Source organism: Mycolicibacterium monacense, assembly GCF_010731575.1.
In the GTDB taxonomy this organism is placed as follows: Bacteria; Actinomycetota; Actinomycetes; order Mycobacteriales; family Mycobacteriaceae; genus Mycobacterium; species Mycobacterium monacense.
In genome coordinates this window covers 2,212,781-2,237,859 of the sequence record NZ_AP022617.1, presented here as the reverse complement: position 1 = coordinate 2,237,859, position 25,079 = coordinate 2,212,781, and the positions used below count along the sequence as shown (strand labels likewise).

Sequence of the window (25,079 nt, the reverse complement as noted above, 5' to 3'; positions counted from 1 at the left end):
GATCTCCTCAGTTACTTCTTGGCGGATTCCGGGAAAGCGACCTCGGCGTTGTCCGGCATGGGGCTGATGCCACGGCGATCGCAGACCTCGAGGACTTCGTCGACGATGGAGTCAGGCACGATGAACTTCTCGGTTGCCGATATCGCGTCGAGGTGTGCAAGGATGTCGTCGGCGGTCGGCTGGGTCTCGGCGTCGGCCAGCCAACCTTCGCTGAGCCCGACGAAGACTCGCGCGTAGCGGCCCGCGCATGCGGAGTAGTTGCGATGGGTGGATTCACACGCGCGACTTGCGAGGAAAACCACGAGCGGAACGACGAGTTCAGCCCGGATGGCGCGCATGAAGCCGGATTCGGCGAGGAACTTCTCGTCGCCGACCGTCTCGGTCACCATTCGTGAGAACCCGGTGGGCAGAACGGTGTTCGAGAGAATGCCGTGTTCGGCGCCCTCAATGGCGATGACGTTCGACAGCCCCACCAGACCGGTCTTGGCCGCGGCGTAATGAGCCTCCATCGGCTGGCCGAAGTTGCCTGCCGACGATGAGATGAAGACGAACCGGCCGGATTTCTGCTTCGCCATGACCTTGAACGCGGGCTGGCTGAGGTAGAAGCCGCCATCGAGGTGGACGCTGAGCATCCGACGCCAATCGTCGGCGGTGAGCTGGTCGAACGGGATGCTGTTGAAGATGCCCGCGTTGCTGACGACGGCGTCGACGCGGCCGAAGGCGTCGACGGCGGCGTCGACGATGGACTGGCCGCCTTCGGGACTGTCGACCGAATCGTAGGACGCCACGGCGCGGCCGCCGCCCTGGGTGATCTCCTCGACCACCTGGTCGGCGACACTGGCGTCGGATCCCTCTCCGTGCATCGTGCCGCCCAGGTCGTTGACGACGACCGCCGCGCCGCGCCGCGCCAGTTCGAGCGCGTAGAGCCGGCCGAGCCCGCGTCCGGCGCCGGTGACGATCGCCACCTGGTCTTTGAAATCAATCACGCTGTGTGTGCCTCCGACCGGCGTTGGTGAAGATGCGCCGCGGCCAGTGCGGCGCCGAGCTGTTGTAGATAGGTCCCGGGCCCGCCCATGAAGCGACTGAAACTCAGCAATCGCTTGAGATAGAGCTGCGCGTCGTGTTCCCAGGTGAACCCGATTCCGCCGAACACCTGGATCGCCCGGTCCGCAACGCCGGTCAGGTGCCCGGCGAACGCCTTGACTCGCAGTGCGGCGCGGTGGCGATCCTCCGGGTCCGCGTGGTCGGCGGCCCACAGTGCGTACAGCACGCCGCTGCGCGCGAGCTCCACGATTTCGTGCATGTCCACACAGAGGTGCGCGACCGCCTGGAAACTGCCGATGGGCCGACCGAACTGGTGGCGCACCTTGGCGTAGTCGACGGTCATCGCGAGGACTCGGCCGGCCGCCCCCACCGCGTCACACCCGTGTGCAATGAGAAGATCGTCGACGAGCGCCCGGACCGCCTGCCCGTCGGAGACTCCCACGACCTGCCCAGGCGCATCGTCGAGACACACCCGAAACAACTTGCGGCTCTGATCGATTCCCGAAATCGGCGTGATCGAGACGGCCGGCGACGAGGTCGCGACGGCGATGAGGTCGGTGCGCTCCGAGTCGCCGACGGGTACCAGGAGGACATCCGCGGCCGCCGCGTCGGAGACGCGATCGAGTTCACCGCGAAGCGTCAGACCGGCGCCGTCGCGGTGCACCGTCGGCGTCCTCTCGCCCGCGAGGGCGACGGTCGCGATCGTGGACCCGTCGGCCAGCGCGCCGTACAGTGCCGCCGCTTCGTTCGTGACTCCGAAACGGCCGAGGGCACGCGGTGCTGCCACCGCACTGGACAGCCACGGCCCCGGGTGCAGCGCCGCGCCCAGCTCCTCGAGTGCGACTCCCGCCTCGAGCATCGACGCGCCCTCGCCGCCGAACTCGGCGGGAATCAGCAGCGCGGTGGTGCCGAGCGCCGCCAGCCCGTTCCAGACCGCGTCCGTCGTACCCGTCGGGTCGGTGAGCATGGGGCGGACGTGGTCGGCCATGGATGCCTTCTCGGCAAGGAAACGGCGGACGGTGTCGCGGAGCGCCCGCTGCTCGTCGGTGAGTTCGAGGTTCATGAGCGGGGCAACCCCAGCACGCGTTGAGCGGTGATGTTCTTGTTGATCTGCGTGGTGCCGCCGGCGATCGTCAGCGCGTGGGATGTCAGGCGGAACTCGTCCCACTTTTGAGCCGCACTGCCGGCGTCCACTGTGTCGAAGGCCAGTGCGGCGAGGTCCTTGCCGATCTCACCCCAGACCGTTTTGGCCAGGCTTGCCGTCGCGAACGGGTCCCCGCCGTGCATTCCCGCGGAGATCGAACGCTGACAGAGCACTTCGAGGTTCTTGATTCGCAGGTCGAGCTCGCCCAACCGCTGCAGGACGGACGGTTCGTCGAGTGAGCCGGTGCCGGTGCCGCAGTTCACGGCGAGATCCGCGGCGAGGTCGGTGAGCCGCAGTTGCATCTCGGCGTACAGCCGGGCCGCGCCGGCGCGTTCGAAGCTCAGCGTGGTGGTGGCGACGTGCCAGCCCTTGTTCAAAGGACCGAGGAGTGCGCCTGCGGGTACCCGGACATCGTTGAAGAAGACCTCGGCAAAATCGGCTGCGCCGTTGAGCGTGACGAGCGGGCGCGCCTCGATGCCCGGCGACGACATGTCCACGATGAAGCACGAAATCCCTTTGTGCTTGGGCGCATCCGGATCCGTCCGGACGAACAGCTGGCACCAGTCCGCGCGATGGCCGAGCGAGGTCCAGATCTTCTGGCCGGACACCACGAAGTCGTCACCGTCGCGGACCGCTCGGGTGCGCAACGACGCCAGATCCGAACCGGCTTCGGGTTCGGACATCCCCTGACACCAGATGTCGTCGGCGCGCAGCATGCGGGGGAGCAGGGTGGCCTTCTGGGACTCGGTGCCGTATTGGATGATCGCCGGGGCAATGTTGTTCATCCCGATGATGTTCAACGGCAGCGGAACTCGTGCCCGGGTCGTTTCCTCGGCGTAAATCAGTTGCTCCACTGGCGTTGCGTCACGCCCGCCGTAGTCCGATGGCCATGACACCGCTGCCCAGCCGGCGTCGGCCATGGTCGCGTTCCAGGCGCGCAACGTCTGGAAGGCGTCGTCATCTGCGCCGCGTCGGGAGTCGCTGTCGATCACGTTCCGGGTCAGGTGCGCAGACAGCCATGTGCGCAGGTCTTTCCGAAATTGTTCAGCTTCTTGCGGGTATGAGAAATCCACGCTCTCCAACCGACCTCGTTCGATTGACTCCGATGAGACCGAACTCTACGGTGGAACAGATATTTGGTCAACGAGGGCGCGGAGGTCACGGTGGCAGACGACGTCGACGACGGCAGCCTTCGGGGCCTGGGCATGTTGGCATCGGTGCTTGCGGGTCAACCCGTGGCGGTGGCCCCGCTGCCGTCAGGAGAGCCATCGTGGACCGACGGGCAGACCGTGTTCGTCGATCCGACCGCAGGCGGCCGCGCGAATCTCGATTCGGTTGCGGTGCACGCGTCGCTGATAGCTGCGGGCAGCCTCGACTCCGAGATCATGGCGAAGCTGGTCATGCGTCCTCGGATAGCCAGGCGGTATGCGGTCGTCGAAGGTCATCGGGCGTTGTTCGCCAACCGGGATCTGCTGCCGGGCGCGCTGGCCTCGCTGGCCGACCCGCACGTCGCGGGCCGCAGCGATTCGCCGGCGGCGTCGTTGTCGTTGGCGTCGGGCAAGGAGGCGCTCGACGAGGCCCCTGCGGTGTTCGGTGTCGTCCGTGCCAGGAAGGTCATCGCCGCGAACAGCAAGGCTGCCGTGCAGGCCGACCACGAGACCGTTGGCCACGTCCCGCGTCGGGAGGCCACGGAAGATCTCGAAGAACTCGACGATGGCGAGGTGGACGACACTGACGACCCGGACCTGTTCACCAGTCCCGTCGGCGGTGGGGGCTCCGTCGGAAAGTGGTTGAAGAAGCTGCTGTCGTCGGCGCGCAAGAGCGGCGGCAGCGGTGGCGGTCCACCCGGTGCTGATTCACCCACCCACCGGACGAATTCGGCGAACCGAGGCGCCTACGCGGTGTCGTCGACGGCCACGGCATCCGGTGACGACGTCCCCGATGTCATGACCGACGGCCTGAAGTATCCCGAGTGGGACGGGAAACGCAAGGCGTACCGACCCGACTGGTGCACGGTCCGTGAAGTCGAAGCGAGGATCAAAGCCTCGGCTCCCCAGGCGATCGAGAGTGCCGTCAATGTGCGTAGGCCGCTGGCCCGACTGGGGATGGGGCTGCACCGGCGGCACCGGCAGTTCCAAGGCGATGACATAGACATCGACGCGGCCATCGAAGCGCGCGTGGAGGTGATCGCGGGATCGGTGCCCGACGAGGCCGTCTACCTCGACAGCCTGCGTCGGCGTCGTGATCTGTCCGTTCTCCTCCTGCTGGACGTCTCGGGATCGACAGCTGAGCCCGGGACCGTCGGCCGAACGGTGCATCAGCAGCAACGCACCGCGGTCGCGAACCTCACGGTCGCACTCAACGACCTCGGCGACCGGGTGGCGCTGTACGCCTACTACTCACAGGGGCGCACCGCGGTCACCATGGTGCCCGTCAAGCGGTTCGACGATCACCTCGACGCGAGGGTCGTCAGGCGGTTGAACAGCTTGGAACCGGGTGCCTACTCCCGGCTGGGCGCCGCGATCCGCCACGGGTCGGCTGTCCTGGAGTCCCGCGGCGGAACGTCGCGCCGACTGTTGGTGGTGATCTCCGACGGGCTTGCCTACGACCACGGCTACGAGCGGGCATACGGGGCTGCTGATGCCAGACGTGCGCTGACGGAGGCCCGCCGCCGCGGTACGGGGTGCGTCTGCCTCACCATCGGCGCGAGCACGGACGTGGCGTCGCTGCAACGGGTGTTCGGCAGCGCGGCGCACGCGACGATCGCCGGTCCGGACCAACTCGCCGGTGTGGTCGGCCCCCTTTTCCGGTCGGCCCTTCGTTCTGCGGAGGTACGGCGTCGTGTGTCGTAGTAGATCGGGGAAGTTCGTGCTTATCGCAAGTCGCAGAACGCAGTACGCCGACAAGGCGCGCATCCGCAGGTATTGAAACAAACATCTGTTCCGCATTAGGGTGGATCGGACCGCAAGGGTGCGGACGACGAAAGGGACGCCATGGCCGCCGAGATAGGGCTCGCGTATCAGAATCACGCAATGCCGCAGACCGAGTCACCGCGCCCGTACTACCAGGCCGTCGGTAATGAGGAGACGGTCTTCAAGGCGGCCTATCGGCAGGGGCTGTCGTTGGTCCTGAAGGGGCCGACGGGGTGCGGGAAGACCCGCTTCGTCGAGGCGATGGCCCACGACCTCGGCCGGGAGCTGATCACCGTCGCATGCCATGACGACCTCACTACCGCCGACCTCGTCGGCCGTTTCCTGCTGAAGGGTGACGAGACGGTATGGGTCGACGGTCCGCTGACGCGCGCGGTGCGCGAAGGTGCGATCTGCTATCTCGACGAGGTCGTCGAAGCGCGCCAGGACACCACCGTCGTCCTGCACCCGCTCGGTGACCACCGGCGCCAACTTCCGATCGAACGCCTCGGAATCACGTTGGACGCGGCGCCGGGGTTCGGCCTTGTCGTGTCGTACAACCCCGGTTACCAGAGCGTGCTCAAGGATCTCAAGGACTCCACCCGGCAACGTATGGTCGCCATCGAGTTCGGATTCCCGGCGCCCGAGGTCGAGGAGGGCATCGTCGCCCGCGAGGCCGGTGTGGATCACGCGACCGCGGCCGAACTGGTCCGGTTCGGTCAGGCGATCCGTCGACTGGAGACCGGGGGACTGCGTGAGGTCGCATCAACGCGTGTGCTCATCGCAGCGGGCCGGTTGGTTCGCGAAGGTCTGACGATGCAGGAGGCTGCCAGGGCGGCAATCGCCGGGCCGCTCACCGACGATATGCAGGTGGCGCGTGGCCTGCACGAGATGATCGACATCTACCTCGGCCAACAGGCCGGATCCGACGATTGACGCTGCGCGGCGTTGCCCGCTAGGGTCTGAACAAATATTAGGTCGACCATGGACCGGCGGATGGCCGGTCCCCAGGAGGTCAGATGTCCTACGAAAGCACCGCCGAGCCGATCAAGGTCGGCTACCTCATGGACTTCAAGCTGCCGCCCGGGTTCCCCGAGGAGTTGATGGCCTCATTCACCCGATGCTTCGATCTGATCTTCGAGGAGGCGCACGAGCGGGGGCTGATGGATCGGCCGGTACAGATGATCTATCGCGAGGTGGAGGGTCTGCCGAAGGGATCGGTCAAGGCGGTCATCGATGCCTACGGCGAACTGGTCGACGAGGGCTGCCTGGTTGTGTTCGGACCCAACATCACCGACAACTGCGTGGCGACCAAGGAGGCGATCGAGGAACGCTTCAAGGTGCCGGCGATCAGCGTCACCGGAACCGACGACTGGCTGGGTGAGTGGACGTTCGCCTTCCCGCAGGGCTCCATGACCGACGAGCCGATCTTCCTTGTCGATCTGATGGCCAAGCGCGGGCTGAAAGAGATCGGCGTCCTGGTCGAGCAAAGCCTCATCGGTGAGAGTTATCTGAAGAACCTGCGAAGTGCGTGTTCCCGCAGGGGTCTTCGCATCGTCGCCGAGGTCAGCATCGCTCAGACCGCCCAGGACATCAACGACGCCGTCCTCGCTCTGCACGACGCCAAGGCCGAGGCGATCGTGCACCTCGGCTTCGGTTTCGGGATCGTCTTCATCAACCCCGCGCTGGAGGCGGTCAACTGGGACCCACCGCGTTTCACCACCACCGCGTTCCAGAACGCGTGGGTCAATCCGATCATCTGGAATGCGTTCCTGGGTTGGACCGGCGTCGACCAGTACGACGAGGGCAACCCCATCGGACAGGACTTCCTCGACCGCTATGCGAAGAAGTACGACGGCAGTCGCCCGGAATATTGCGTATCGGTGGTGAACCGCGACGTCGCCGCGACTCTGGTGCGCGCGTTCACCGATGCGCATCCGCTGAGTCCGCGGGGAGTCAAGGAGGCCCTCGAGCGGGTCAAGATGCTGCCCGCGGCCTCGGGCGCGCCGGGAACCCGGGTCTCCTTCGGCAAATGGACGCGGCGGGCGTGGATGGGCGCCGGCTATCTGGTCGCCCGGACGCTCGACCCCGACGGCACCAACTCCCATCTCGTCGATCGCTTCGGAGAGGAGTCCTGAGCCGATGACCACGAAGGATCCGCTGGTATCCGACGGGCAGACCCGCGAGAAGCCCACTGAGAAGCGAAACTGGGGAGGGTGGATCGGATTCCTCGCGCTGGTCGCGTTTCTCAGCTTCTTCGCGCTCTCCTCGCGTCGAAATCTCGATCCCCGCGTCGCTAATCCGGACGTCGAAGGCAGACCGCGGCCCGTCGAGTTCATCTTCGGCTGGGACGACTGGATCTACCTGCACGAAGTCGGCACGGTACTGGCCCTGATCGCACTCGTCGTCGTCTTCATCGTCGGCTGGAAGCGCAATCCGGGCAGTCCGGTGATGCTGATGTTCCTGTGCACCACGCTGATCGTGTGGCAGGACCCGATCATGAACTGGGCGCCGTTCGCGGTGTACAACCCTGAACTGCTCCACTGGCCAGAGTCCTGGCCGCTGGTGTCGTTGTCTCCCACGGTGGAACCGTTCCTGGTGTTCGGCTATGTGATGTTCTACTTCGCGCCCTACTTCCCATCGGTGTGGATCCTGCGCAAATTGCAGGCGAAGAAGGGGCCGCAGTCGTTCTTCTCACGGCATCCGCTGATCAGCCTCGGCTCGCTGGCCCTCGTCATCGGTTTCATCTTTGATGCATGTCTCGAGATCTTCCTCGTGCGCACCGGGATGTACATCTACTCGCAGGTCATCCCGTTCGGATCGGTGTTCGCCGGCACGACGTTCCAGTTCCCTCTCATCTGGGAGTCGTTCGCCGTCTGCTTCGTGATGGTTCCGGCCGCCATCCTCTGTTACCGCGACGACACCGGTAAGTCGGTGGCCGAGAAGCTCTCTGCCAGGGCGAAGTTGTTCCGTTCCAAGCCGGCGCTGGGCACCTTCCTGGTGATGTTCGTGATCATCAACGTGTCGTACTTCGCCTACGGAGCGTGGTTCGCGGTGATCAAGGCCAGCGGAGCCGCTACGTCGGTGGCCTGCCCGTGGCCCTATCCAGAGGCGAAAGTGTATGACCCGCAGGGTTATTACGAGAAGGCCGGGGCGGAGGGGCCATTCTCGGTCGGCATCTGGTCGACGTGGATGAGTGGGCAACCCGACGGGCGGCCCGACGTCGAGCCTCCGCCACCGGGCGAAGGTGCCTGCGCAGTTGAGAACCAGAATGGGTGAGCCGCGCCGCCGCGACGAGCGGACAGTCGTCATCACGGGTGCATCGCGCGGACTTGGTTTCGCCTCGGCCGTACGCCTCTACCGCGAGGGGTGGCGCGTGGTGGCCGCGATGCGCACACCCGGTGAGTGCGCTGCGTTACTACGCGAGGCCGCCGGAGCCACCGATGACGACGACCGTCTGGTCTGCGTGCAACTCGACCTCATGGACACGGCCTCGGTCGCCGCGGCGGCCAAGTTGATCGAGGAGGCCGTCGGCGCGCCATATGCCCTGGTGCACAACGCCGGGATCTCCGCTGCGGGAGTGGTGGAGGAGACCGACATCGAGTTGTGGCAGAAGATGTTCGCGACGCACGTGATGGGTCCGGTCGCGCTGACGAAGGCGTTGCTCCCGGCGATGCGCGCGGCGGGCCGCGGGCGAATCGTACTCGTGTCGAGTGCAGGTGGAGTGCGAGGCCAGCCTGCCATCGCACCGTACTCGGCGGCGAAGGGGGCGCTGGAGCGTTGGGGTGAGTCGATGGCGGGGGAGATCGCACCGTTCGGTCTCGGCGTGACCGTTCTGGTGACCGGTACCTACGACACCGACATCATCACCGACGCGGGGACCACCGACGACCGGAACTTCGAAGGGCCGTATGCCCGCATCCATGCCACCATGAACACCCGCGGGCGGTTCGCGATGCGGTTGGCGCGGCCACCGGAACGATTCACCGACGGACTGGTCAAGGCGTTGGCGGACGAGAAACCGTTCCGCCGTCGCGGTGTCGGGCCCGACGCATCCATGCTGTTGATGTTCAACCGGATTCTCCCGGCCGCGGGAATGCACCACATGTCGAGGCTCGTGATGGGAATCCCTCGGCAGGGTGCCATGACGGACGGGGCCTACCCGTTGACGACTGCGCAGAAGGCAATGGTGTTCGCGGCCAAGGTGCTGCCCGAGCCGGTTCTCATGCGGTTGGTGTCGCTGGCCACGCGGCTCACGCCCACCAAGGAGGAACCTCGACAAGAGGGGAGTGCCAACGATGCCTGATGTGAATGTGACGTCCGAGTCGCGGATGTTGATCGACGGCAAACTCGTCGACGGTGAGGCGGGAACCTTCATCAATGTCAACCCCGCGAACGAGGAGGTGCTCGGCGAGGTCGCCGACGCGTCGAGAGCGGATATGCAGCGGGCGATCGACGCTGCGCGCCGGGCGTTCGACGAGACGGACTGGTCCACCAACGGCGAACTCCGCAAGCGCTGCCTGCTGCAGTTGCACGAAGCGATCGAAGGCGAGTTGGCGGAGTTGCGCGAGGAGCTCATCCTCGAAGCGGGCGCGCCGCGCGCGGTGACCTACGGCCCGCAGTTGGACGCGCCGCTCGAAGACGGGCTGAAATATCCTGCGCGGCTGATCGACGAATTCACTTGGGAGACCGATCTCGGCGACAAGGTCGTCTCGGTAACCGGTGTGAACACCCGACGCAAAGTGTGGCACGAACCGGTCGGGGTCGTCGGCGCCATCGTGCCGTGGAACTTTCCGTTCGAGGTCACCGTCAACAAACTCGGCCCGGCGTTGGCGGCGGGCAACACGGTGGTCCTCAAGCCGGCGCCGAACACTCCGTTCAACGCGACACGGCTCGGACGTCTGATCGCCGAGAAGACCGACTTCCCAGCCGGTGTCGTCAACGTCGTCACCGCATCCGATCACTTCGTCGGCGAGGAACTGACCATCTCACCGAAGGTCGACATGATCTCGTTCACCGGGTCGACCGTGGTGGGCAAGAGGATCATGGAGAAGGGTGCCGCGACCATGAAGCGGCTGTTCCTCGAACTCGGAGGTAAGTCGGCGACGATCGTTCTGGAGGACGCGGACTTCAACACCGCCTGCCTCATCGGCATCGGCCCGCTCATGCACGCCGGCCAGGGGTGTGCGGCACCGACCCGAATGCTCTTGCCGCGGTCCCGATACGACGAGGGTGTCGCGCTTCTCAAGGCCCTCTACGAGAACATGAGGGCCGCGGACCCGCAGGATCCGGGCACCATCTGCGGCCCGGTCATCTCCGGTAGGCAGCAGGCACGCATCCTCGGATACATCCAGAGGGGCGTCGACGAAGGCGCGACCCTGCTCGTGGGCAGCACCGAGGCACCCAAGGAATTCGACAAGGGGTTCTGGGTCAGTCCGACACTGTTCACCGACGTCGACAATTCGATGACGATCGCGCAGGAGGAGATCTTCGGGCCGGTGCTGGTCGTCATTCCGTACGAGGACGAGGAAGACGCGATCCGGATCGCCAACGACAGCGTGTACGGCCTCGCCGGCAACGTGATGTCGAGCTCGTTGGATCGTTCGCTCGCCGTCGCGCGCCGGCTGCGCGCCGGTTTCATCGGGCTGAACGGGACGGCGGGCTACGGGGCAGACACACCTTTCGGTGGTTACAAGGACAGTGGCGTCGGACGCCAGAACGGGATCGTGGGATTCAGCCAGTACACGGAGGTGAAATCTGTTGCCTACCCGGCCGACGAGCGCTTGCGCGAGGAGCAGTAGATCCCGACGAGCGCTTGCGCGAGGAGCAGTAGATCCCGACGAGCGCTTGCGCGAGGAGCAGTAGATCCCGACGAGCGCTTGCGCGAGGAGCAGTAGATCCCGACGAGCGCTTGCGCGAGGAGCAGTAGATCCCGACCAGGGGGCCTAGCAGCTTGAAGGAGCAATGATGGAACAGCTTTTCGACGATCTCGACGATTTCGGCGCCTTCGACGACGCGATATCGGGTGACGTTCGCGACCCGTACACCGAATTGGCGCGACTGCGCCGTGAGGAGCCCGTCCAGCGCCTGGAGACCTCCGGGATGCTGCCGCACGAGGAATCGCTGCCGATGTTCATCGTCTATCGGCACGAGGAAATTCAGCAGATGCTCCGCGACAACGAAACGTTCTCGTCGAGAGGCGTGATCGATGCGTTCGGTCCGGTGCTGGGCGAAGGCGTGATGCTCGGGATGGACGAACCGATTCACGGCAGGCTGCGCTCGTTGGTGTCCAAGGCGTTCACCCAGAAGGCACTGGCCAAGTGGGAGGACGAACTCGTCGGGCGCGTGGGGAACTCACTGATCGACAAGTTCGCGTCCAAGGGCAAGGCGGACCTGGTGAAGGAGTTCACCTTCGACTACCCGAGCCAGATCATCGCGGGACTTCTCGGACTGCCCCGCGAGGACTATCCGCAGTTTCAGCGCTGGTCGATCTCCCTGCTGAGTTGGATCATGAACCCGGAACGCGGGTTGGCCGCATCGGCCGCCCTGTGCGACTACTTCGCGCCGATCCTCGAAGCACGCCGCGCGGAACCGAAGGACGATTTGATCAGCCGACTGGCGGAGGCCGAGATCGACGGGGAGAAGCTCGCGGACGAGGAGATCTACTCGTTCCTCCGGCTGTTGCTGCCCGCAGGCGTGGAGACGACATATCGATCGCTGGGAAGCCTGCTCTTCGGGCTGCTGTCGGATCCCGCACAGCTGGATGCGATCCGTGAGGACCGGTCGCTGCTGCCTCAGGCCATCGAGGAGGGTGTGCGGTGGGAGCCGCCGCTGCTCACGATCACGCGTGTCGCGACGCGCGACACCGAACTGGGCGGGGTGAAGATTCCGGCAGGCGCGACGGTGATGCCGATGCTGGGTTCTGCGAACAGGCAGGAGGAGCGCTACCCGGATCCAGACAAGTTCGACATCTTCCGGCAGGCCAAGGCCAACCTCGGATGGGGCTACGGCGTCCACGTCTGCCTCGGAATGCATCTGGCACGTCTCGAGATGCGCACCGCGATCAACCTCCTGCTGGACCGTTTGCCCAACCTGCGAATGGATCCCGACGGCGACGACCCGCACATCCGCGGACAGGTGTTTCGGTCGCCGACGTCGCTACCCGTGTTGTTCGACCCCGCATAGGAGGACCGGTGCCGTGTGCGCGAGATCGTTCACACCGCGTGTGACGCGTTCGGTCGACTCGGTGTCTACCAACCTGCTTTTGTTCTGCGACAGCCGGGCGTCAGTGCCCATTAGGGAGGCAATGTGAGCGATTTCGAGTCGGTCGACTACTTCACCGACATGTCCCTGGTCCCCGACCCGTACCCCTACTTCGACTACCTGCGAGCCAAGTGCCCGGTACAGCGGGCCACTCCGTACGGCGTGATGGCGGTGACGGGACACCAGGAGGCTCTGGCGGCGTACAAGGACCCCGCGATGTCCTCGTGTGTCGCCGTGGCGGGACCGTTTCCGCCGCTGCCGTTCACACCGGAAGGCGACGACATCACCGCGCAGATCGAGGAGCACCGAACTGCCATCCCGATGGCAGAGCACGTGGTGACGATGGACGCTGAGCAGCATGCGAGAACTCGCGGCCTGTTGAGCAAGCTGATCACCCCGAAACGGCTTGCCGAAAATCAAGATTTCATGTGGCGACTGGTCGACCGGCAGATCGACAAGTTCCTCGAGCGTGGATCCTGCGAGTTCATGACGGACTTCGCGAAACCGCTGTCGATGCTGGTGATCGCGGACCTGCTCGGTGTTCCTCTCGAGGACCACGACGAATTCAGGCGGGCCCTCGGCGACGAGGTCGTCGGCGACATCGGCGCCGAGGACACCGTTGCGCACAACCCGCTGATGTGGCTGGACGAGAAGTTCGCCTCATATGTCATCGACCGCAGGCGCGAACCTCGCGAGGACGTGTTGACCGAACTGGCTGCGGCGACCTACCCGGACGGATCGGTGCCGGATGTCGACGAGGTCGTCAAACTCGCGACATTCCTGTTCGCGGCCGGAATGGAGACGACGACAAAGCTTCTCAGCACCGCGATGCGGGTGATGGGCGAGCGCCCCGACATCCAACAGGTTCTTCGCGATGAGCGGACCCGCATACCGACATTCCTCGAAGAGTGTCTGCGGACGGAGAGCCCGGTCAAGAGCCACTTCCGATTGGCGCGCACCACGACGACGCTCGGTGACGCGGACATTCCAGCCGGCACCATCGTCATGCTGCTACCCGGTGCCAGCAACCGTGACCCACGCAAGTTCGAGAATCCACACGAGTTCCGGCCCGACCGAGGCAATGTGCGTGAGCACGTCGCGTTCGGACGCGGGCCGCACTCATGTCCCGGCGCGCCGTTGGCACGCGCCGAAGCGCGCATCTCGATGAACCGCCTGCTGGACCGCATGGCGAACATCCGCATCTCCGAAGAGATGCACGGACCCGCCGGTGAGCGGAAGTACGAGTACGACCCGACGTTCATCATGCGGGGGCTCTCGGCTCTGCACATCGAGTTCGAACCCCTGCCGGACCCCTGAGGGTGTACGAGAGGTGAGCGATGAAGCGCCTGAACGGGATGGACGCGCTGCTGCTCTACAGCGAAACGCCCAACGTCCACACCCACACGCTCAAGATCGCGATCCTCAGTCCGGCGGACTCTGACCCTGACGCCGGTTTCGGGGCGTTCCGCCGAGGCCTCGAACGACGGCTGCCACTCCTGGAGCCTCTGCGCTACAAACTCGTCGAGATACCGGGGCGGCTGCACCATCCGATGTGGCTGGAGAACTGCAGCGTCGACCTCGACTACCATCTGCGGCGCGTGAGGGTGCCCGCCCCCGGCGGCAGGCGCGAGCTCGACCGTGTCATCGGCGAAATAGCCAGTACGCCATTGGATCGGCGATATCCACTGTGGGAGTTCTATTTCGCCGACGGCCTGGCTGACGGCCGATGGGCGCTGATCGGCAAGGTGCACCATGCCCTCGCCGACGGCGTGGCCTCAGCCAACCTGCTGGCCCGGCTGATGGACGGCGCAGGTGATGTCGCGTCGAGCACCGCCGAACCGTGTGCGCCACCGTCGCCTCGACAACTTCTGCGCGCCGCCGGCCGCGATCATCTGCGTCAGCTTGCCGAGATGCCCGAAACGGTTCGCGATGTCGCCGCGGGCTCCTGGCGACTGCACCGGCGGGCACGCCAACGCGGTGAGCAGCCCGACTTCGCGCAGTTGATGCACGCTCCGGCAACGTTTCTCAACCACGTGGTCTCGCCGGCTCGTGCGTTCGCCAGCGACACGCTACCGCTGGGACTCGTCAAGATCACGGCCAGACACCTGGGGATCACGATCAACGACCTGGTGCTGGCGATGGCGACTGGCGCTCTGCGCACATTGTCGCTGCGCTACGACGGGGCCGCCGACCGACCCATCGTCGCGTCGGTTCCGCTGAGCACCGACCAGTCGAGCGAGCGGATCACGGGCAATGAGATCGGTGGTCTCGCCGTATCTCTCCCGGTGCACATCGACGACCCGCTGGAGCGTCTCCGACTGGTGTCGAAGGCGACCACGATCGCCAAGGAGAACCAACGGCTGTTCGACCAGGAGTTGTACGGGCGGCTGATGGGTTACGTACCCCCTGCCGTCGCCACGCGAGTTCTACAGTGGGTTGCCGAGCACGACACCGACCACCGTCTCATGAACATTCCGATCTCGAACGTTCCAGGACCGCGCAACTATGGTCACTTCGACGGAGCCCGCGTCGATGAGATCTGTTCGGTGGGTCCGTTGGCGCCCGGGTGCGGTATGAACATCACCGTGTGGAGCTATGTCGACCAGCTGAACATCTCGGTGATCACCGACGACGTGACCGTCGGAGACACGTCAGAGGCCACCGACGCTCTCCTCGAGGCATTCCATGAAATTCACTGCGCTGCCGGCATCTAGCGGCTGTCATCCCAGAACGGGTAGGCGCCGTTGCTCGGCGAGCTCGTTCAACGCGCTCTGCATGACCGCTCGGACGTGGGCGTCCACCTCCGCGACGTCCGGGTCGGGGCCGAACTGTGTGGCGACGTCGATCGGAGCCAGCACCTGCGTGACGATCTTCGTCGGCAACGGGAGATTGATCGGAACGACGGCGCTGACCCCGAAGGGAAAACCCACCGAGATCGGGAGGATGTCGGAGCGGAACCGCTCGAGTCCGAGCCGTTTCGCGAGCCAGGTGCCGCGAGTGAGGAACAGTTGACTCTGCTGACCCCCGATGGACACGACCGGCACGATGGGCGCACCCGCCGCCAACGCGGTCGCCACATAGCCCGTTCGACCGTTGAAGTCGACGACGTTGGCGCGCAGCGTCGGCCGATAGGCGTCGTAGACACCACCCGGGAAAACCAGCACGACCGCGCCCGACTGCAGCGCCTGTGTGGCGACCGCCCGATGGGCGGGGATGAGCCCGATGCGCGACACCCAGTCACCGATGGGGCCGGTGAACAACGCGTCGTGTCCCAACGTGAGCACCGGCCGGTCGTAGCCGAAGCGGTCATAGTAGGCGCTACTGAACGTCACGGTGTCGAGCGTGAGAATGCCGCCCGAATGGTTGGACACGGTCAGTACTCCACCGCTGCGTGGGAACGACTCCATACCGCGCACTTCCCAGCGGAACCAGTGCTTGCCGACAGGGCGGGCGGCGTCGAGGAGCTTGCGGGTCGAATTCGGATCCCAGCGAGACGGGTCGTATCGGTCTGCGGCATCGTTCATCGAGTGAGTCCTTACCTGATCACGCTTGTGCCACCGACCCGTGGGCCACTGCTACACCCCGCCGACGTCCGAGCGCACTCCGCTCATGCTACATCAGAACAAGTATTTGGTTCGAAACCGGGGGTGACGGAGGCCGGGGCGGCGTCAGGCGTTGCGTTCGACGACGCCACGAAGTGTCGTATCGCGGACGTGAATCAGTGCCCGGCGCGTTCCGAGGTCGCGCAGGATGTTCTCCGGGATCCAGCCGATTCCGATGACGCCGCGCGCCAACAGATCGTTCGGCGGGCTGTCGACGCGCACCTCGCCGGATCGGATGCCCTCGGCCAGCAGACTTCTCATCTGTCGCACACGTTTTGAGAACAACCACCCGGGGTTCGGCGTACCGGGAGGCGACTGCCTCATCCAGGCCAGCTGAATCCGAAACTCGTCGCCGAAGCGGTCCAGCGCGTTGGTGTTGATCCAGCTCAACGCGTCCAGCTTCTCGATCGTTGTCGCGTCGGCACTGAGCACCTCGGTCCAGCCCATGGCCACCTTCTCTCCGAAGGACCGCATGATCGACACGAGCAACTCGTCCTTGGAACCGATCAGCCGGTACACCGTGCCGGTACCCATGCCGGCTGCCGAAGCGATGTCCCGGATGGTGGTGACTTCATAACCCCGACGCCCGAATTCCGTCCGGGCGACTGCGCGCACGTGTGCCGCCTTGTCGTCGGCCTCGGTCTCGTTGTCGTTCCAAGACTGCACGACGGCGTCGGCGGCCGAGAACGCGGCCGACTGGTCGAGCATCTGATCAGTCGGAGGCTCGGCTGCCAGGCCCTCGAGCTCGATTCGGGTCAGCAGAGTGGCCACCTTTTCGACGGGCGTGTTCTGGCGTATGACGTCGAGACCCGCCTGCAGCATCGTCTGCACCATCCGGTCGGCCAGCACCGGAAGATCGACGTCGGACCTGATGCAACCGCTCCATCTGGCTGCCCGCAGTGTCTGCAGCATGGCCTGCAATACCGCGGTCGGTCGCCGCTGCGCCAAAGTCGCCAGTTCGGGGTTGGAGCTGCGGCCCTCGTAGAACGACATCTGCAGCGCGGCGCGGTGCGTCACGGCACATTGCGCGATCGCCACGCTCAACTCGAGAACCCGGTCGAAGGCGGAGTGTGACGACGGGTCGTCCAGCGTGGCCTGTGCGTGTTCGGCGATCCGGTCGAGATCGGCGTGATAACGCCGCAGTAGTTCGACGAGGATCGACTCTTTGGATTCGAAGTGGTGATAGAGGCTGCCGGGCAGAATGCCGGCGGCGTCGGCGATCTCCTGCAGTGATGTGCGCAATCCTGACGTCGCGATCATGCGGGCCGCGGTCTGCAGTATCTCGGTGCGGCGCGTGCCGTCGTCATATGAGCTGCCTGCGACGGACCCGTTGTCGGAAGTGCGCTTCGCTGCATTGCGCTTGTTCGTCACTGTGCGACACTCCACGACTCCGCCAACTACCAACGGCTCCCTACGCGGGCTCGTCCCGCTGACCCAATCTTTGGTGAAGAGTATCAGATACGAGAGGCGGGACACCGCCTCCTGCCTGGTGAAACATCGGTCGCCCGTCACGACGTGGAAGACCCGTTTGGTAGGACACGTTCCGCTGTGAGTGGCCGGCCGTGGACGTGAAAGGCTGAATTGGTACCAAACGTTTGTCCCACAACCTGTTGATCGGAGCCGCTCGAATGGCATAGCTTTGGTGATTGTTCGCGCGAGATTCGCTCGCGTCTCACGACCCACGGAGCACGGGAGCGCCACATGACCGGAAAACTCGACGGCAAGGTCGCTTTCATCACCGGCGCGGCCCGCGGCCAGGGGCGGGCGCACGCGATCGCGATGGCCAGGGAGGGTGCCGACATCATCGCGGTCGACATCTGCCGCGACATCCCGTCCAACCCGTATCCACTCGCCACCCCGGAAGACCTCGCCGAAACCGAGCGTTCCGTCAAGGAGATCGGCAGACGCGTCGTCGCGCGGATCGCCGACGTCCGGGAACGCCACGAACTGCGCGATGCGGTCGACGCCGGTCTGGCGGATCTGGGCAGGATCGACATCGTCGTCGCGAACGCGGGAATCCTTCCGATGGCGATGGGCAATCCCGACCCGATGGGGTTCGTCGACGCCTCCGACGTCGACCTGCTCGGGGTGATGAACACCGTCGCGGTCGCCATCCCGCACCTTCCGGACGGCGCCTCGATCATCGTCACCGGCTCGACCGCGGGCATGATCCGCGGGACCACCACCAGCCCGGACATGGGTCCCGGGGGCGCCGGCTACGGATGGAGCAAGCGGATAGTCATGGAGTACGTCGACGAGATGTGTCTCCACCTGGCGCCCAGGATGATTCGTATCAACGCGATCCATCCGACGAACTGCAACACCCACCTGTTGCAGAACGAGGGCATGTACGGCGTGTTCCGGCCTGATCTGAAGGCCGAGGGCAAGACGCCCACCCGCGAGGACGCCGAACCGCTGTTCAACCTGTTCCAGGCCATGCCGATCCCGTACATCGAACCGGAGGACATGGCCAACCTCGGCGTGTTCCTCGCCTCCGACGACAGCCGCTACATCACCGGTCAGCACATCCGCGTCGACGCCGGGTCGCTGCTGAAGTGGCCCAACGGACCCGGTGGCTAGGGGCGGTGCAGGAAGCCGTGCAGGATGGCCTGGACGAGTTCGTCCACGATGGCCTCTCGCGACGGCGGGCTGCTGCCGAAGAAGGTGCTGCGCAGCGCCACCATGCCGACGATCATCGCCACGGTCGAATGTGCGGGAAGGTCCGGTTGACGCGACCGCTTCCCCCGCAATCGCATACCTTCGGCGCTGATCCGGCCGAGCATGCTCAGCGCTCGGCGGATATCGGCGATACCCGCGGCTTCGATCTCCTCGTCGTCGAGTCCGTCGGAGGCGACGAGGGTGAGCAGCAGACCCTGGTGCTCGACGAGCACGTCGTAGAGCCTGCCGACGAACTGGCGGGCCAACTGCTCCTCATCGGTCTCCTCGGGGACGACGGCCTGCCACGTCTGCGCGAAGTCGTCGAGGAAGGTCGTGAACGGTACGACGAGGGCTTCGCGGAACAGCCCGGCCTTGGAGCCGAAGTGGCGGAACAGCAGGTACTCGCTGACGTCCGCGGCTTCTGCGATCTCTCGGGTGGTGGTGGCGCGGTAATCCTTGCGCGCGAACAGATCCCGGGCGGCGTCGAGCAGCAACCGACGCGCCTCGCCCCGAGGCCGGCGGCCGGCCCGGGCCGCGACGGAGGTCGGCTGATCGGACGAATCTCGCTGTGGCACCGTCGTTCACCCTAGCTGGGTCTTGACCGCGAGCATATTAATAGTGTCCACTATTAATCGATCGGTGGAAGGGGCTGGAATGGGCGCAGTCATCATGCTCGGCACGCTGTTCGGGCTCATCGTCGTCATTGTCGGTGCGGTCGTCTTCCTGGACCCGGAAGCGCGTGAGCGCACGGCGCGCGACCGGTGAGCACCGAGCTCACGCCCGCGCTGATCGCCGGGCTGTCGTTCGCCTACGTCGGCGGAGTCGTGTTCCTCGGCGTCGGGGTGTTCCTGAGCGTGCGGCGCGGCCGGCTGCACCCGCTGCTGCTGGTGTCCATCTCGGCGATCTCGTTCTCGTGGATCGAGGCACCGTACGACTGGGCGGTGTACGCCCAGTTCCCACCCGCGCTCCCGCGGATGCCCTCGTGGTGGCCGTTGAACATGACCTGGGGCGGTGGCCTGCCATCGGCCGTGCCCATCGGGTACATCGCCTACTTCGTGCTGCCCGCGGTGATCGGCGCAGCACTCGGACGACGGATCGTCGCGCGGTTCGGGTGGCGAAGGCCCCAGACGCTGTTGGCGGCCGGCCTGCTCGTCGGTTTCCTCTGGGCCCTGCTGTTCAACGGGTTCTTCGGTCCGCGGCTCGGTGTCTTCTACTACGGCTACGTGATCCCCGGACTGGCGATCTTCGAAGGTGGCAAGTACCAATACCCGATTTACGACGCGATCGCGATGGGCATCCAGGTGATGGTGTTCGCCTATCTCCTCGGGCGCACGGACGGACAGGGGCGCAACGTCATCGAATCGTGGTCCGACCGGGTGTCGAAGACCCGGTGGCAGTCTGCGGTCGTGTCGATCGTGGCCGTGGTCGTCGTCGGACACACGGTGTACGGCGCCGTCTTCGCCCCGCACCTGGTGACGAAGCTCCGCGGTGACGTGACATCGGGACCGACGGAGCAGTTGTTCCCTGGTGTGCCCAATCAACCACGATGAGGTTCCCGCCGTGACAGGTGATCCTGCGGTCGAGTTGTACTACGACCCCTTCGATTTCGTGATCGACGACGATCCGTACCCGGTCTGGAAACGGATGCGCGCGGAGGCGCCGCTGTACCGCAACAGCCGATACGGGTTCTACGCGCTCAGTCGCTACGACGATGTCGTGCGCGCTCTGCCGGACTGGCAGACCTATCGGTCGGGTCGCGGTACCACCGCAGACATCCTGTTCAGTGGCATCGAGGTGCCGCCGGGAATCCTTCTCTGGGAGGACCCGCCGCTGCACGATCTGCACCGGCGGCTGCTGTCGCGGGTGTTCACCCCCCGGCGCATGCTAGCCGTCGAGGACCTCGTTTGCGGCTTCTGTTCGCGCGCACTGGATCCGCTGCGGGACGCGGAGGGTTTCGACTTCGTCACCGATCTCGGCGCGATCATGCCCATGCGCACGATCGGCTATCTGCTCGGCATCCCCGAGGAGGGTCAGCAGCAGATCCGCGACCTCAACGACAAGAGCATCACCGTCGGCTCGCAGGGGAGCGGAACCGGCGAGGTCAGCCAGACCATCTTCGAGGAATCCCTTGGCGTGTTCGCCGAGTACATCGAATGGCGGTCGACGCACCCGTCCGACGATCTGATGACCGAACTGCTCAACGCGGAGGTCGAGGAACCCGATGGAACGCGCCGGCAGCTCGAGCGCACCGAGGTTCTCGCCTACACCGCGATGATCGCCGGTGCCGGCAACGAGACGACGGCGCGGCTCATCGGATTCATGGGTCAGCTCCTCGGTGAACATCCCGATCAGCGGCGCGAACTCGTCGCCGACCCGTCGCTGATCCCCTCGGCGGTGGAGGAGACGTTGCGGTACGAGCCGCCGTCCCCGGTTCAGGCACGTTATGTCGCACGGGATGTCGAGTTGTACGGGCGCACCGTCGGCGAAGGGTCCTACATGCTGCTGCTCAACGGGTCGGCCAACCGCGATGAAACCCGGTTCACCGATCCCGACCGCTACGACATCCACCGCAAGGCAGGCCATTTGAGCTTCGGGCAGGGACTGCATTTCTGCCTCGGCTCGGCGTTGGCGAGGCTCGAGGCGCGGGTGGCGTTCGAGGAGGTCCTGGCGCGGTGGACGGACTGGGACGTCGACTACGCCAACGCCACCAGGGCGCGGACGTCCAGCGTGCGCGGGTGGGCGAAACTGCCGGTGAGGACGCGCTGACGCTCAGTCGGTCCTACCGTCGACCGCCTCGAGGATGGCCGCCGCGGTGCCCGGGTCGGTGACCAACTGGTTGAAGTAACCGCCGCGCGCGCCGGCGACGATCGAGGACACCTTGTCGCTGCCGACGGCGACGGCGATCGTCACGGGGACGTGGCGTAACACCTCGAGTTCGACGGCGATCAGACGGTCGCTGCCCTCGAAGTCGACCTCGTTGCCGTCGCGGTCGTAGAAGCGCGAGCACACGTCGCCGACGGCCGCACGCAGTGAGTTCGACCGGGTCGGGACGAACTGGGGGATGTCCGAACGCATGAGCGGCGGCGCCCCGACACCCATCAGCGCGCACCGGGCGTGCGGCCACAGGTGCAGCACGCGTTGGATACTCGGATCGTTGAGCAGCGACGGATACAGTTCCGGCCCGGGCAGGGCGGGGGCGAACAGGTAGTTCGGCCTGCCGTTGACCCGATTGGCGACCCGGCGGGTGATCTCGTTGGTCTGGTACCACTCCTCGGGCTGGTCGTTGCCGCCGACGGTCGGGGCCACCAGCACGCCCGGCAGCGGTACGAGGTCGTACTGGGAGACCTCGTATACCGTGCGCCCGCTCGACACCAGCAACACGTCCCCGGGTAGCAGTCCGGCACCCGACAACGCCCGTCCGACCGCCGGCGCCAGCGCGGCCCCCATCACGTCGACGATGCCGCGCCCCGGGCCGGGATGAGGCAAGGGATGGCTGAGGAAGACGGTCGTCAGCGACAGCGCCCGGGCCACCCGGTCTGCGAGATCACCGGAGGCGACCTCCGCGGGCGGCACGACCTCGATGCGCACGATGCCGCGGCGTTTGGCCTCGGCGAGCAGGCGGCTCACCGTCGCCCGGCTGGTGCCGAGCTGGGAGGCCACCTCGGCCTGGGTGGCGTCCTCGGTGTAGTAGAGCTTCGCCGCGGCGTAGAGCAGCGAAGCGGGGAAATGGCCGGCGTCGGAGTCCGGGATCGGACTGTCGACACCGGGCGCGGACGCGGGCTGTGCGGGCCGGGGCACGCCTAGAAGTATGACATTGAACGCCTGACGCTGAACAGATTCTCCCTGAACAGATGTTCTGGACAGATGTGCACCGCATTGGTTAGTGTGAGCGCAACCACACAGGAGGAGCGCTCGATGTCCGACCAGATCCCGGAAAAGATGCAGGCAGTGGTCTGTCACGGACCGCGTGACTATCGACTCGAGGAGATCGCCGTACCGCAGCGCGGACCCGGCGAAGCGCTGATCAGGGTCGAAGCGGTCGGCATCTGCGCCAGCGATCTGAAGTGCTACCACGGCGCGGCGAAGTTCTGGGGCGACGAGAACCGCCCCGCGTGGGCCGAGACCATGGTCATCCCCGGACACGAGTTCGTCGGCACGGTGGTCGAACTCGACGACGACGCCGCCCAGCGGTGGGGGATCGCCGTCGGTGACCGTGTGGTCTCCGAGCAGATCGTGCCGTGCTGGGAGTGTCGCTTCTGCAAGCGCGGCCAGTACCACATGTGTCAGCCGCACGACCTCTACGGTTTCAAGCGCCGCACGCCCGGCGCCATGGCCAGCTACATGGTGTATCCGGCAGAAGCGTTGGTGCACAAGGTGTCCAAAGACATCAAGCCCCATCATGCCGCCTTCGCCGAACCGCTGTCGTGCTCCCTGCACGCGGTCGAACGCGCCCAGATCACCTTCGAGGACACCGTCGTCGTCGCGGGGTGCGGACCGATCGGGCTCGGCATGATCGCGGGTGCGCGGGCCAAGAACCCGATGCACGTCATCGCGCTCGACCTGGCCCCCGACAAGCTCGAACTGGCCGAGAAGTGCGGCGCCGACATCACGATCAACATCGCCGAACAGGATGCGGTGGCGATCGTCAAGGAGCTCACCGACGGCTACGGCGCCGATGTCTACCTCGAGGGCACCGGCCACACGTCGGCGGTTCCGCAGGGGCTCAACCTGTTACGCAAGCTCGGCCGCTACGTCGAGTACGGGGTGTTCGGCAGTGACGTCACCGTCGACTGGAGCATCATCAGCGACGACAAGGAACTCGACGTGCTCGGCGCGCATCTCGGGCCGTACTGCTGGCCGGCCGCCATCAAGATGATCGAATCCGGCATCTTGCCGATGGACGAGATCTGCACCCATCAGCTACCGCTCACCGACTTCCAGAAGGGTCTCGACCTCGTCGCGAGCGGTAAAGAGTCCGTCAAGGTTTCGTTGATCCCCGCCTGAGCGCCGAAGGAACACACCAGATGAGTCGAGATCGGTTCGCGCAGCAACGTCAGCTGTCGCGCCGGAACATGTTGGCCGCCATGGGAATCGCCGGAGCGGCGGCCGCGAGCCTGCCGGTGCTCTCGGCCTGCGGCGTCGGCGGCAAGACCAGCGCCCCGAACGGCGCCTCGGAGGTGAGCGGCGGATTCGACTGGCGTAAGGCTGCTGGGTCGACGATCAACATCCTGCAGACCCCGCACCCGTATCAGCAGAGCTACCAGCCGCTGCTCAAGGAGTTCACCGAGCTCACCGGGATCAACGTCAACGTCGATCTCGTGCCGGAGGCGGACTACTTCACCAAGCTCAACACCGAACTGGCGGGCGGCACCGGCAAGCACGATGCGTTCATGCTGGGTGCCTACTTCATCTGGCAGTACGGTCCGCCCGGTTGGATCGAGGATCTCAACCCGTGGCTGCAGAACGCCTCGGCGACCAACGCCGAGTACGACTTCGAGGACATCTTCGAGGGTCTGCGCACCTCCACGCGGTGGGACTTCACGTTGGGCAACCCATTGGGCACCGGCGGTCAGTGGGCGATCCCGTGGGGGTTCGAGAACAATGTCGTCGCCTACAACAAGGCCTATTTCGACCGGCGGGGCATCAGGAAACTGCCCGACAACTTCGACGATTTCATCCAGCTGGCCGTGGACCTGACCGACCGCTCGGAGAACCGGTACGGCATCGCCACCCGCGGATCGAAGTCGTGGGCCACGATCCACCCGGGCTTCATGACGCAGTACGTCCGCGAAGGCGCCGTCGACTACACGTTCGACGGCCGCGATCTGGTCGCCGAGATGGACAGCGACAAGGCCGTCGACTTCACCGAGAAGTGGATCCGGATGCAGCACGAGGCGGGCCCCACCTCGTGGACCACCTACGACTACCCGAACGCCACCGGTGATCTCGGTGACGGCAAGGCGATGATGGTCTACGACGCCGACAGCGCGACGTATCCGAAGAACAAGCCCGGCGCGAGCGCACAGGCGGGGAACCTCGGCTGGTATCCGGGTCCGGCCGGCCCCGACGGCAACTACAAGACCAACCTGTGGACCTGGACGTGGGCGATGAACGCCAACTCCCGCAACAAACTGCCGGCCTGGCTGTTCATCCAGTGGGCCACCGGCAAGGAGTCGATGAACAAAGCCGTCGAGGGCGGCATCTACGCAGATCCGGTGCGGCAGTCGGTGTTCGACACGACGTTCAAGCGGATCGCCGCCGATCAGTACGGCTACCTCGAGACCTTCGAGACGGTGATCCCCACCTCCAAGATCCAGTTCACCCCGCAGAAGAAGTTCTTCGACACCACCAAGGACTGGGCCGTTGCGCTGCAGGACATCTACGGCGGGGACGACGCCGCGTCCCGGCTGCGCAGCCTGGCCAAGACCAACACCTCCAAGGTCAACCTCTAGGAGCCGT

Annotated in this window: 21 protein-coding genes; 14 read left to right on the top strand and 7 right to left on the bottom strand. The window is 65.6% G+C overall.

All coding sequences use genetic code 11. The annotated features are described in order from the left end of the window. Positions 1-11: 11 nt before the first annotated feature. The 3 genes from G6N49_RS10640 to G6N49_RS10630 are packed head-to-tail and all read right to left on the bottom strand — an operon-like array spanning position 12 to position 3,261. Positions 12-986 carry an SDR family NAD(P)-dependent oxidoreductase gene (locus tag G6N49_RS10640; protein WP_011559931.1) on the bottom strand — a complete coding sequence of 325 codons (975 nt, stop codon included), beginning with the start codon at positions 984-986 and terminating at the stop codon, positions 12-14. Then, on the bottom strand, positions 983-2,107 hold the full coding sequence (locus G6N49_RS10635; RefSeq protein WP_011855640.1) for an acyl-CoA dehydrogenase family protein: 1,125 nt from the start codon (positions 2,105-2,107) through the stop codon (positions 983-985). Before G6N49_RS10635 ends, G6N49_RS10640 begins: the two co-directional genes overlap by 4 nt. Next, positions 2,104-3,261, bottom strand: coding sequence for an acyl-CoA dehydrogenase family protein (locus G6N49_RS10630; protein WP_011855641.1), 1,158 nt, complete (start codon positions 3,259-3,261; stop codon positions 2,104-2,106). The genes G6N49_RS10635 and G6N49_RS10630 overlap by 4 nt, the downstream gene beginning before the upstream one ends. A gap of 132 nt (positions 3,262-3,393) precedes the next feature. On the opposite strand from G6N49_RS10630, the gene G6N49_RS10625 reads away from it, so the two are divergent. From G6N49_RS10625 to G6N49_RS10585, 9 genes are all read left to right on the top strand, one after another. After that, positions 3,394-5,040, top strand: coding sequence for a nitric oxide reductase activation protein NorD (locus G6N49_RS10625; RefSeq protein WP_234789167.1), 1,647 nt, complete (start codon positions 3,394-3,396; stop codon positions 5,038-5,040). 141 nt (positions 5,041-5,181) lie between these two features. Continuing rightward, positions 5,182-6,033: a CbbQ/NirQ/NorQ/GpvN family protein gene (locus G6N49_RS10620; protein ID WP_011559934.1), complete on the top strand. Its 852-nt coding sequence runs from the start codon at positions 5,182-5,184 to the stop codon at positions 6,031-6,033. 83 nt (positions 6,034-6,116) lie between these two features. Continuing rightward, positions 6,117-7,235: an ABC transporter substrate-binding protein gene (locus G6N49_RS10615; RefSeq protein WP_011855643.1), complete on the top strand. Its 1,119-nt coding sequence runs from the start codon at positions 6,117-6,119 to the stop codon at positions 7,233-7,235. A gap of 4 nt (positions 7,236-7,239) precedes the next feature. Next, positions 7,240-8,376, top strand: a complete 1,137-nt coding sequence (locus tag G6N49_RS10610) for a spirocyclase AveC family protein (protein WP_011559936.1) — start codon at positions 7,240-7,242, stop codon at positions 8,374-8,376. Further along, positions 8,369-9,403, top strand: coding sequence for an SDR family oxidoreductase (locus G6N49_RS10605; protein WP_041925055.1), 1,035 nt, complete (start codon positions 8,369-8,371; stop codon positions 9,401-9,403). Before G6N49_RS10610 ends, G6N49_RS10605 begins: the two co-directional genes overlap by 8 nt. Continuing rightward, positions 9,396-10,898, top strand: a complete 1,503-nt coding sequence (locus tag G6N49_RS10600) for an aldehyde dehydrogenase family protein (protein WP_011855645.1) — start codon at positions 9,396-9,398, stop codon at positions 10,896-10,898. Before G6N49_RS10605 ends, G6N49_RS10600 begins: the two co-directional genes overlap by 8 nt. A 166-nt stretch (positions 10,899-11,064) precedes the next feature. Continuing rightward, a complete protein-coding gene (locus G6N49_RS10595) occupies positions 11,065-12,282 on the top strand; it encodes a cytochrome P450 (RefSeq protein WP_064873350.1) in 1,218 nt (405 codons plus the stop codon). Between the two features lie 123 nt (positions 12,283-12,405). Next, complete coding sequence (locus G6N49_RS10590) at positions 12,406-13,677, top strand: cytochrome P450 (protein ID WP_011855646.1); 1,272 nt, start codon at positions 12,406-12,408, stop codon at positions 13,675-13,677. Positions 13,678-13,697: 20 nt separating this feature from the next. Then, entirely contained in the window at positions 13,698-15,074 is a 1,377-nt protein-coding gene (locus tag G6N49_RS10585) for a WS/DGAT/MGAT family O-acyltransferase (protein ID WP_011855647.1), read from the top strand. A 6-nt stretch (positions 15,075-15,080) separates the two neighbouring features. On the opposite strand, the gene G6N49_RS10580 is transcribed toward G6N49_RS10585, so the two are convergent. Together G6N49_RS10580 and G6N49_RS10575 are read right to left on the bottom strand one after the other, a co-directional pair. Continuing rightward, entirely contained in the window at positions 15,081-15,884 is an 804-nt protein-coding gene (locus G6N49_RS10580; RefSeq protein WP_011855648.1) for a lysophospholipid acyltransferase family protein, read from the bottom strand. Positions 15,885-16,028: 144 nt separating this feature from the next. After that, positions 16,029-17,333 (bottom strand): TetR/AcrR family transcriptional regulator, encoded by a 1,305-nt coding sequence (locus G6N49_RS10575; protein WP_011855649.1) that lies wholly within the window; start codon positions 17,331-17,333, stop codon positions 16,029-16,031. Positions 17,334-17,663: 330 nt separating this feature from the next. Between G6N49_RS10575 and G6N49_RS10570 the strand changes: the two genes are divergently transcribed. After that, on the top strand, positions 17,664-18,542 hold the full coding sequence (locus G6N49_RS10570; protein ID WP_011855650.1) for a mycofactocin-coupled SDR family oxidoreductase: 879 nt from the start codon (positions 17,664-17,666) through the stop codon (positions 18,540-18,542). Here G6N49_RS10570 and G6N49_RS10565 read toward each other — a convergent pair. After that, positions 18,539-19,195: a TetR/AcrR family transcriptional regulator gene (locus G6N49_RS10565; protein ID WP_011559946.1), complete on the bottom strand. Its 657-nt coding sequence runs from the start codon at positions 19,193-19,195 to the stop codon at positions 18,539-18,541. The two genes, G6N49_RS10570 and G6N49_RS10565, sit on opposite strands and share 4 nt — an antisense overlap. A gap of 186 nt (positions 19,196-19,381) precedes the next feature. On the opposite strand from G6N49_RS10565, the gene G6N49_RS10560 reads away from it, so the two are divergent. Both G6N49_RS10560 and G6N49_RS10555 read left to right on the top strand, forming a co-directional pair. Next, positions 19,382-20,170, top strand: a complete 789-nt coding sequence (locus G6N49_RS10560; protein WP_011559947.1) for a spirocyclase AveC family protein — start codon at positions 19,382-19,384, stop codon at positions 20,168-20,170. Between the two features lie 10 nt (positions 20,171-20,180). Continuing rightward, positions 20,181-21,386 carry a cytochrome P450 gene (locus G6N49_RS10555; protein ID WP_011855651.1) on the top strand — a complete coding sequence of 402 codons (1,206 nt, stop codon included), beginning with the start codon at positions 20,181-20,183 and terminating at the stop codon, positions 21,384-21,386. A 3-nt stretch (positions 21,387-21,389) separates the two neighbouring features. Here G6N49_RS10555 and G6N49_RS10550 read toward each other — a convergent pair whose 3' ends face one another. Next, complete coding sequence (locus G6N49_RS10550; protein WP_011559949.1) at positions 21,390-22,418, bottom strand: sugar-binding transcriptional regulator; 1,029 nt, start codon at positions 22,416-22,418, stop codon at positions 21,390-21,392. Between the two features lie 117 nt (positions 22,419-22,535). On the opposite strand from G6N49_RS10550, the gene eltD reads away from it, so the two are divergent. Continuing rightward, positions 22,536-23,624, top strand: coding sequence for an erythritol/L-threitol dehyrogenase (gene eltD, locus G6N49_RS10545; RefSeq protein WP_011559950.1), 1,089 nt, complete (start codon positions 22,536-22,538; stop codon positions 23,622-23,624). 20 nt (positions 23,625-23,644) lie between these two features. Further along, on the top strand, positions 23,645-25,072 hold the full coding sequence (locus tag G6N49_RS10540; RefSeq protein WP_011855652.1) for an ABC transporter substrate-binding protein: 1,428 nt from the start codon (positions 23,645-23,647) through the stop codon (positions 25,070-25,072). Positions 25,073-25,079: the final 7 nt, after the last annotated feature.

What these genes read in the sequence shown, in the direction of transcription:
- G6N49_RS10635 (WP_011855640.1), bottom strand. Translation starts at nt 2,107, where the DNA reads ATGAACCTCGAACTCACCGACGAGCAGCGGGCGCTCCGCGACACCGTC.
- G6N49_RS10625 (WP_234789167.1), top strand. Translation starts at nt 3,394, where the DNA reads ATGTTGGCATCGGTGCTTGCGGGTCAACCCGTGGCGGTGGCCCCGCTG.
- G6N49_RS10620 (WP_011559934.1), top strand. Translation starts at nt 5,182, where the DNA reads ATGGCCGCCGAGATAGGGCTCGCGTATCAGAATCACGCAATGCCGCAG.
- G6N49_RS10615 (WP_011855643.1), top strand. Translation starts at nt 6,117, where the DNA reads ATGTCCTACGAAAGCACCGCCGAGCCGATCAAGGTCGGCTACCTCATG.
- G6N49_RS10610 (WP_011559936.1), top strand. Translation starts at nt 7,240, where the DNA reads ATGACCACGAAGGATCCGCTGGTATCCGACGGGCAGACCCGCGAGAAG.
- G6N49_RS10605 (WP_041925055.1), top strand. Translation starts at nt 8,369, where the DNA reads ATGGGTGAGCCGCGCCGCCGCGACGAGCGGACAGTCGTCATCACGGGT.
- G6N49_RS10600 (WP_011855645.1), top strand. Translation starts at nt 9,396, where the DNA reads ATGCCTGATGTGAATGTGACGTCCGAGTCGCGGATGTTGATCGACGGC.
- G6N49_RS10595 (WP_064873350.1), top strand. Translation starts at nt 11,065, where the DNA reads ATGGAACAGCTTTTCGACGATCTCGACGATTTCGGCGCCTTCGACGAC.
- G6N49_RS10585 (WP_011855647.1), top strand. Translation starts at nt 13,698, where the DNA reads ATGAAGCGCCTGAACGGGATGGACGCGCTGCTGCTCTACAGCGAAACG.
- G6N49_RS10580 (WP_011855648.1), bottom strand. Translation starts at nt 15,884, where the DNA reads ATGAACGATGCCGCAGACCGATACGACCCGTCTCGCTGGGATCCGAAT.
- G6N49_RS10570 (WP_011855650.1), top strand. Translation starts at nt 17,664, where the DNA reads ATGACCGGAAAACTCGACGGCAAGGTCGCTTTCATCACCGGCGCGGCC.
- eltD (WP_011559950.1), top strand. Translation starts at nt 22,536, where the DNA reads ATGTCCGACCAGATCCCGGAAAAGATGCAGGCAGTGGTCTGTCACGGA.
- G6N49_RS10540 (WP_011855652.1), top strand. Translation starts at nt 23,645, where the DNA reads ATGAGTCGAGATCGGTTCGCGCAGCAACGTCAGCTGTCGCGCCGGAAC.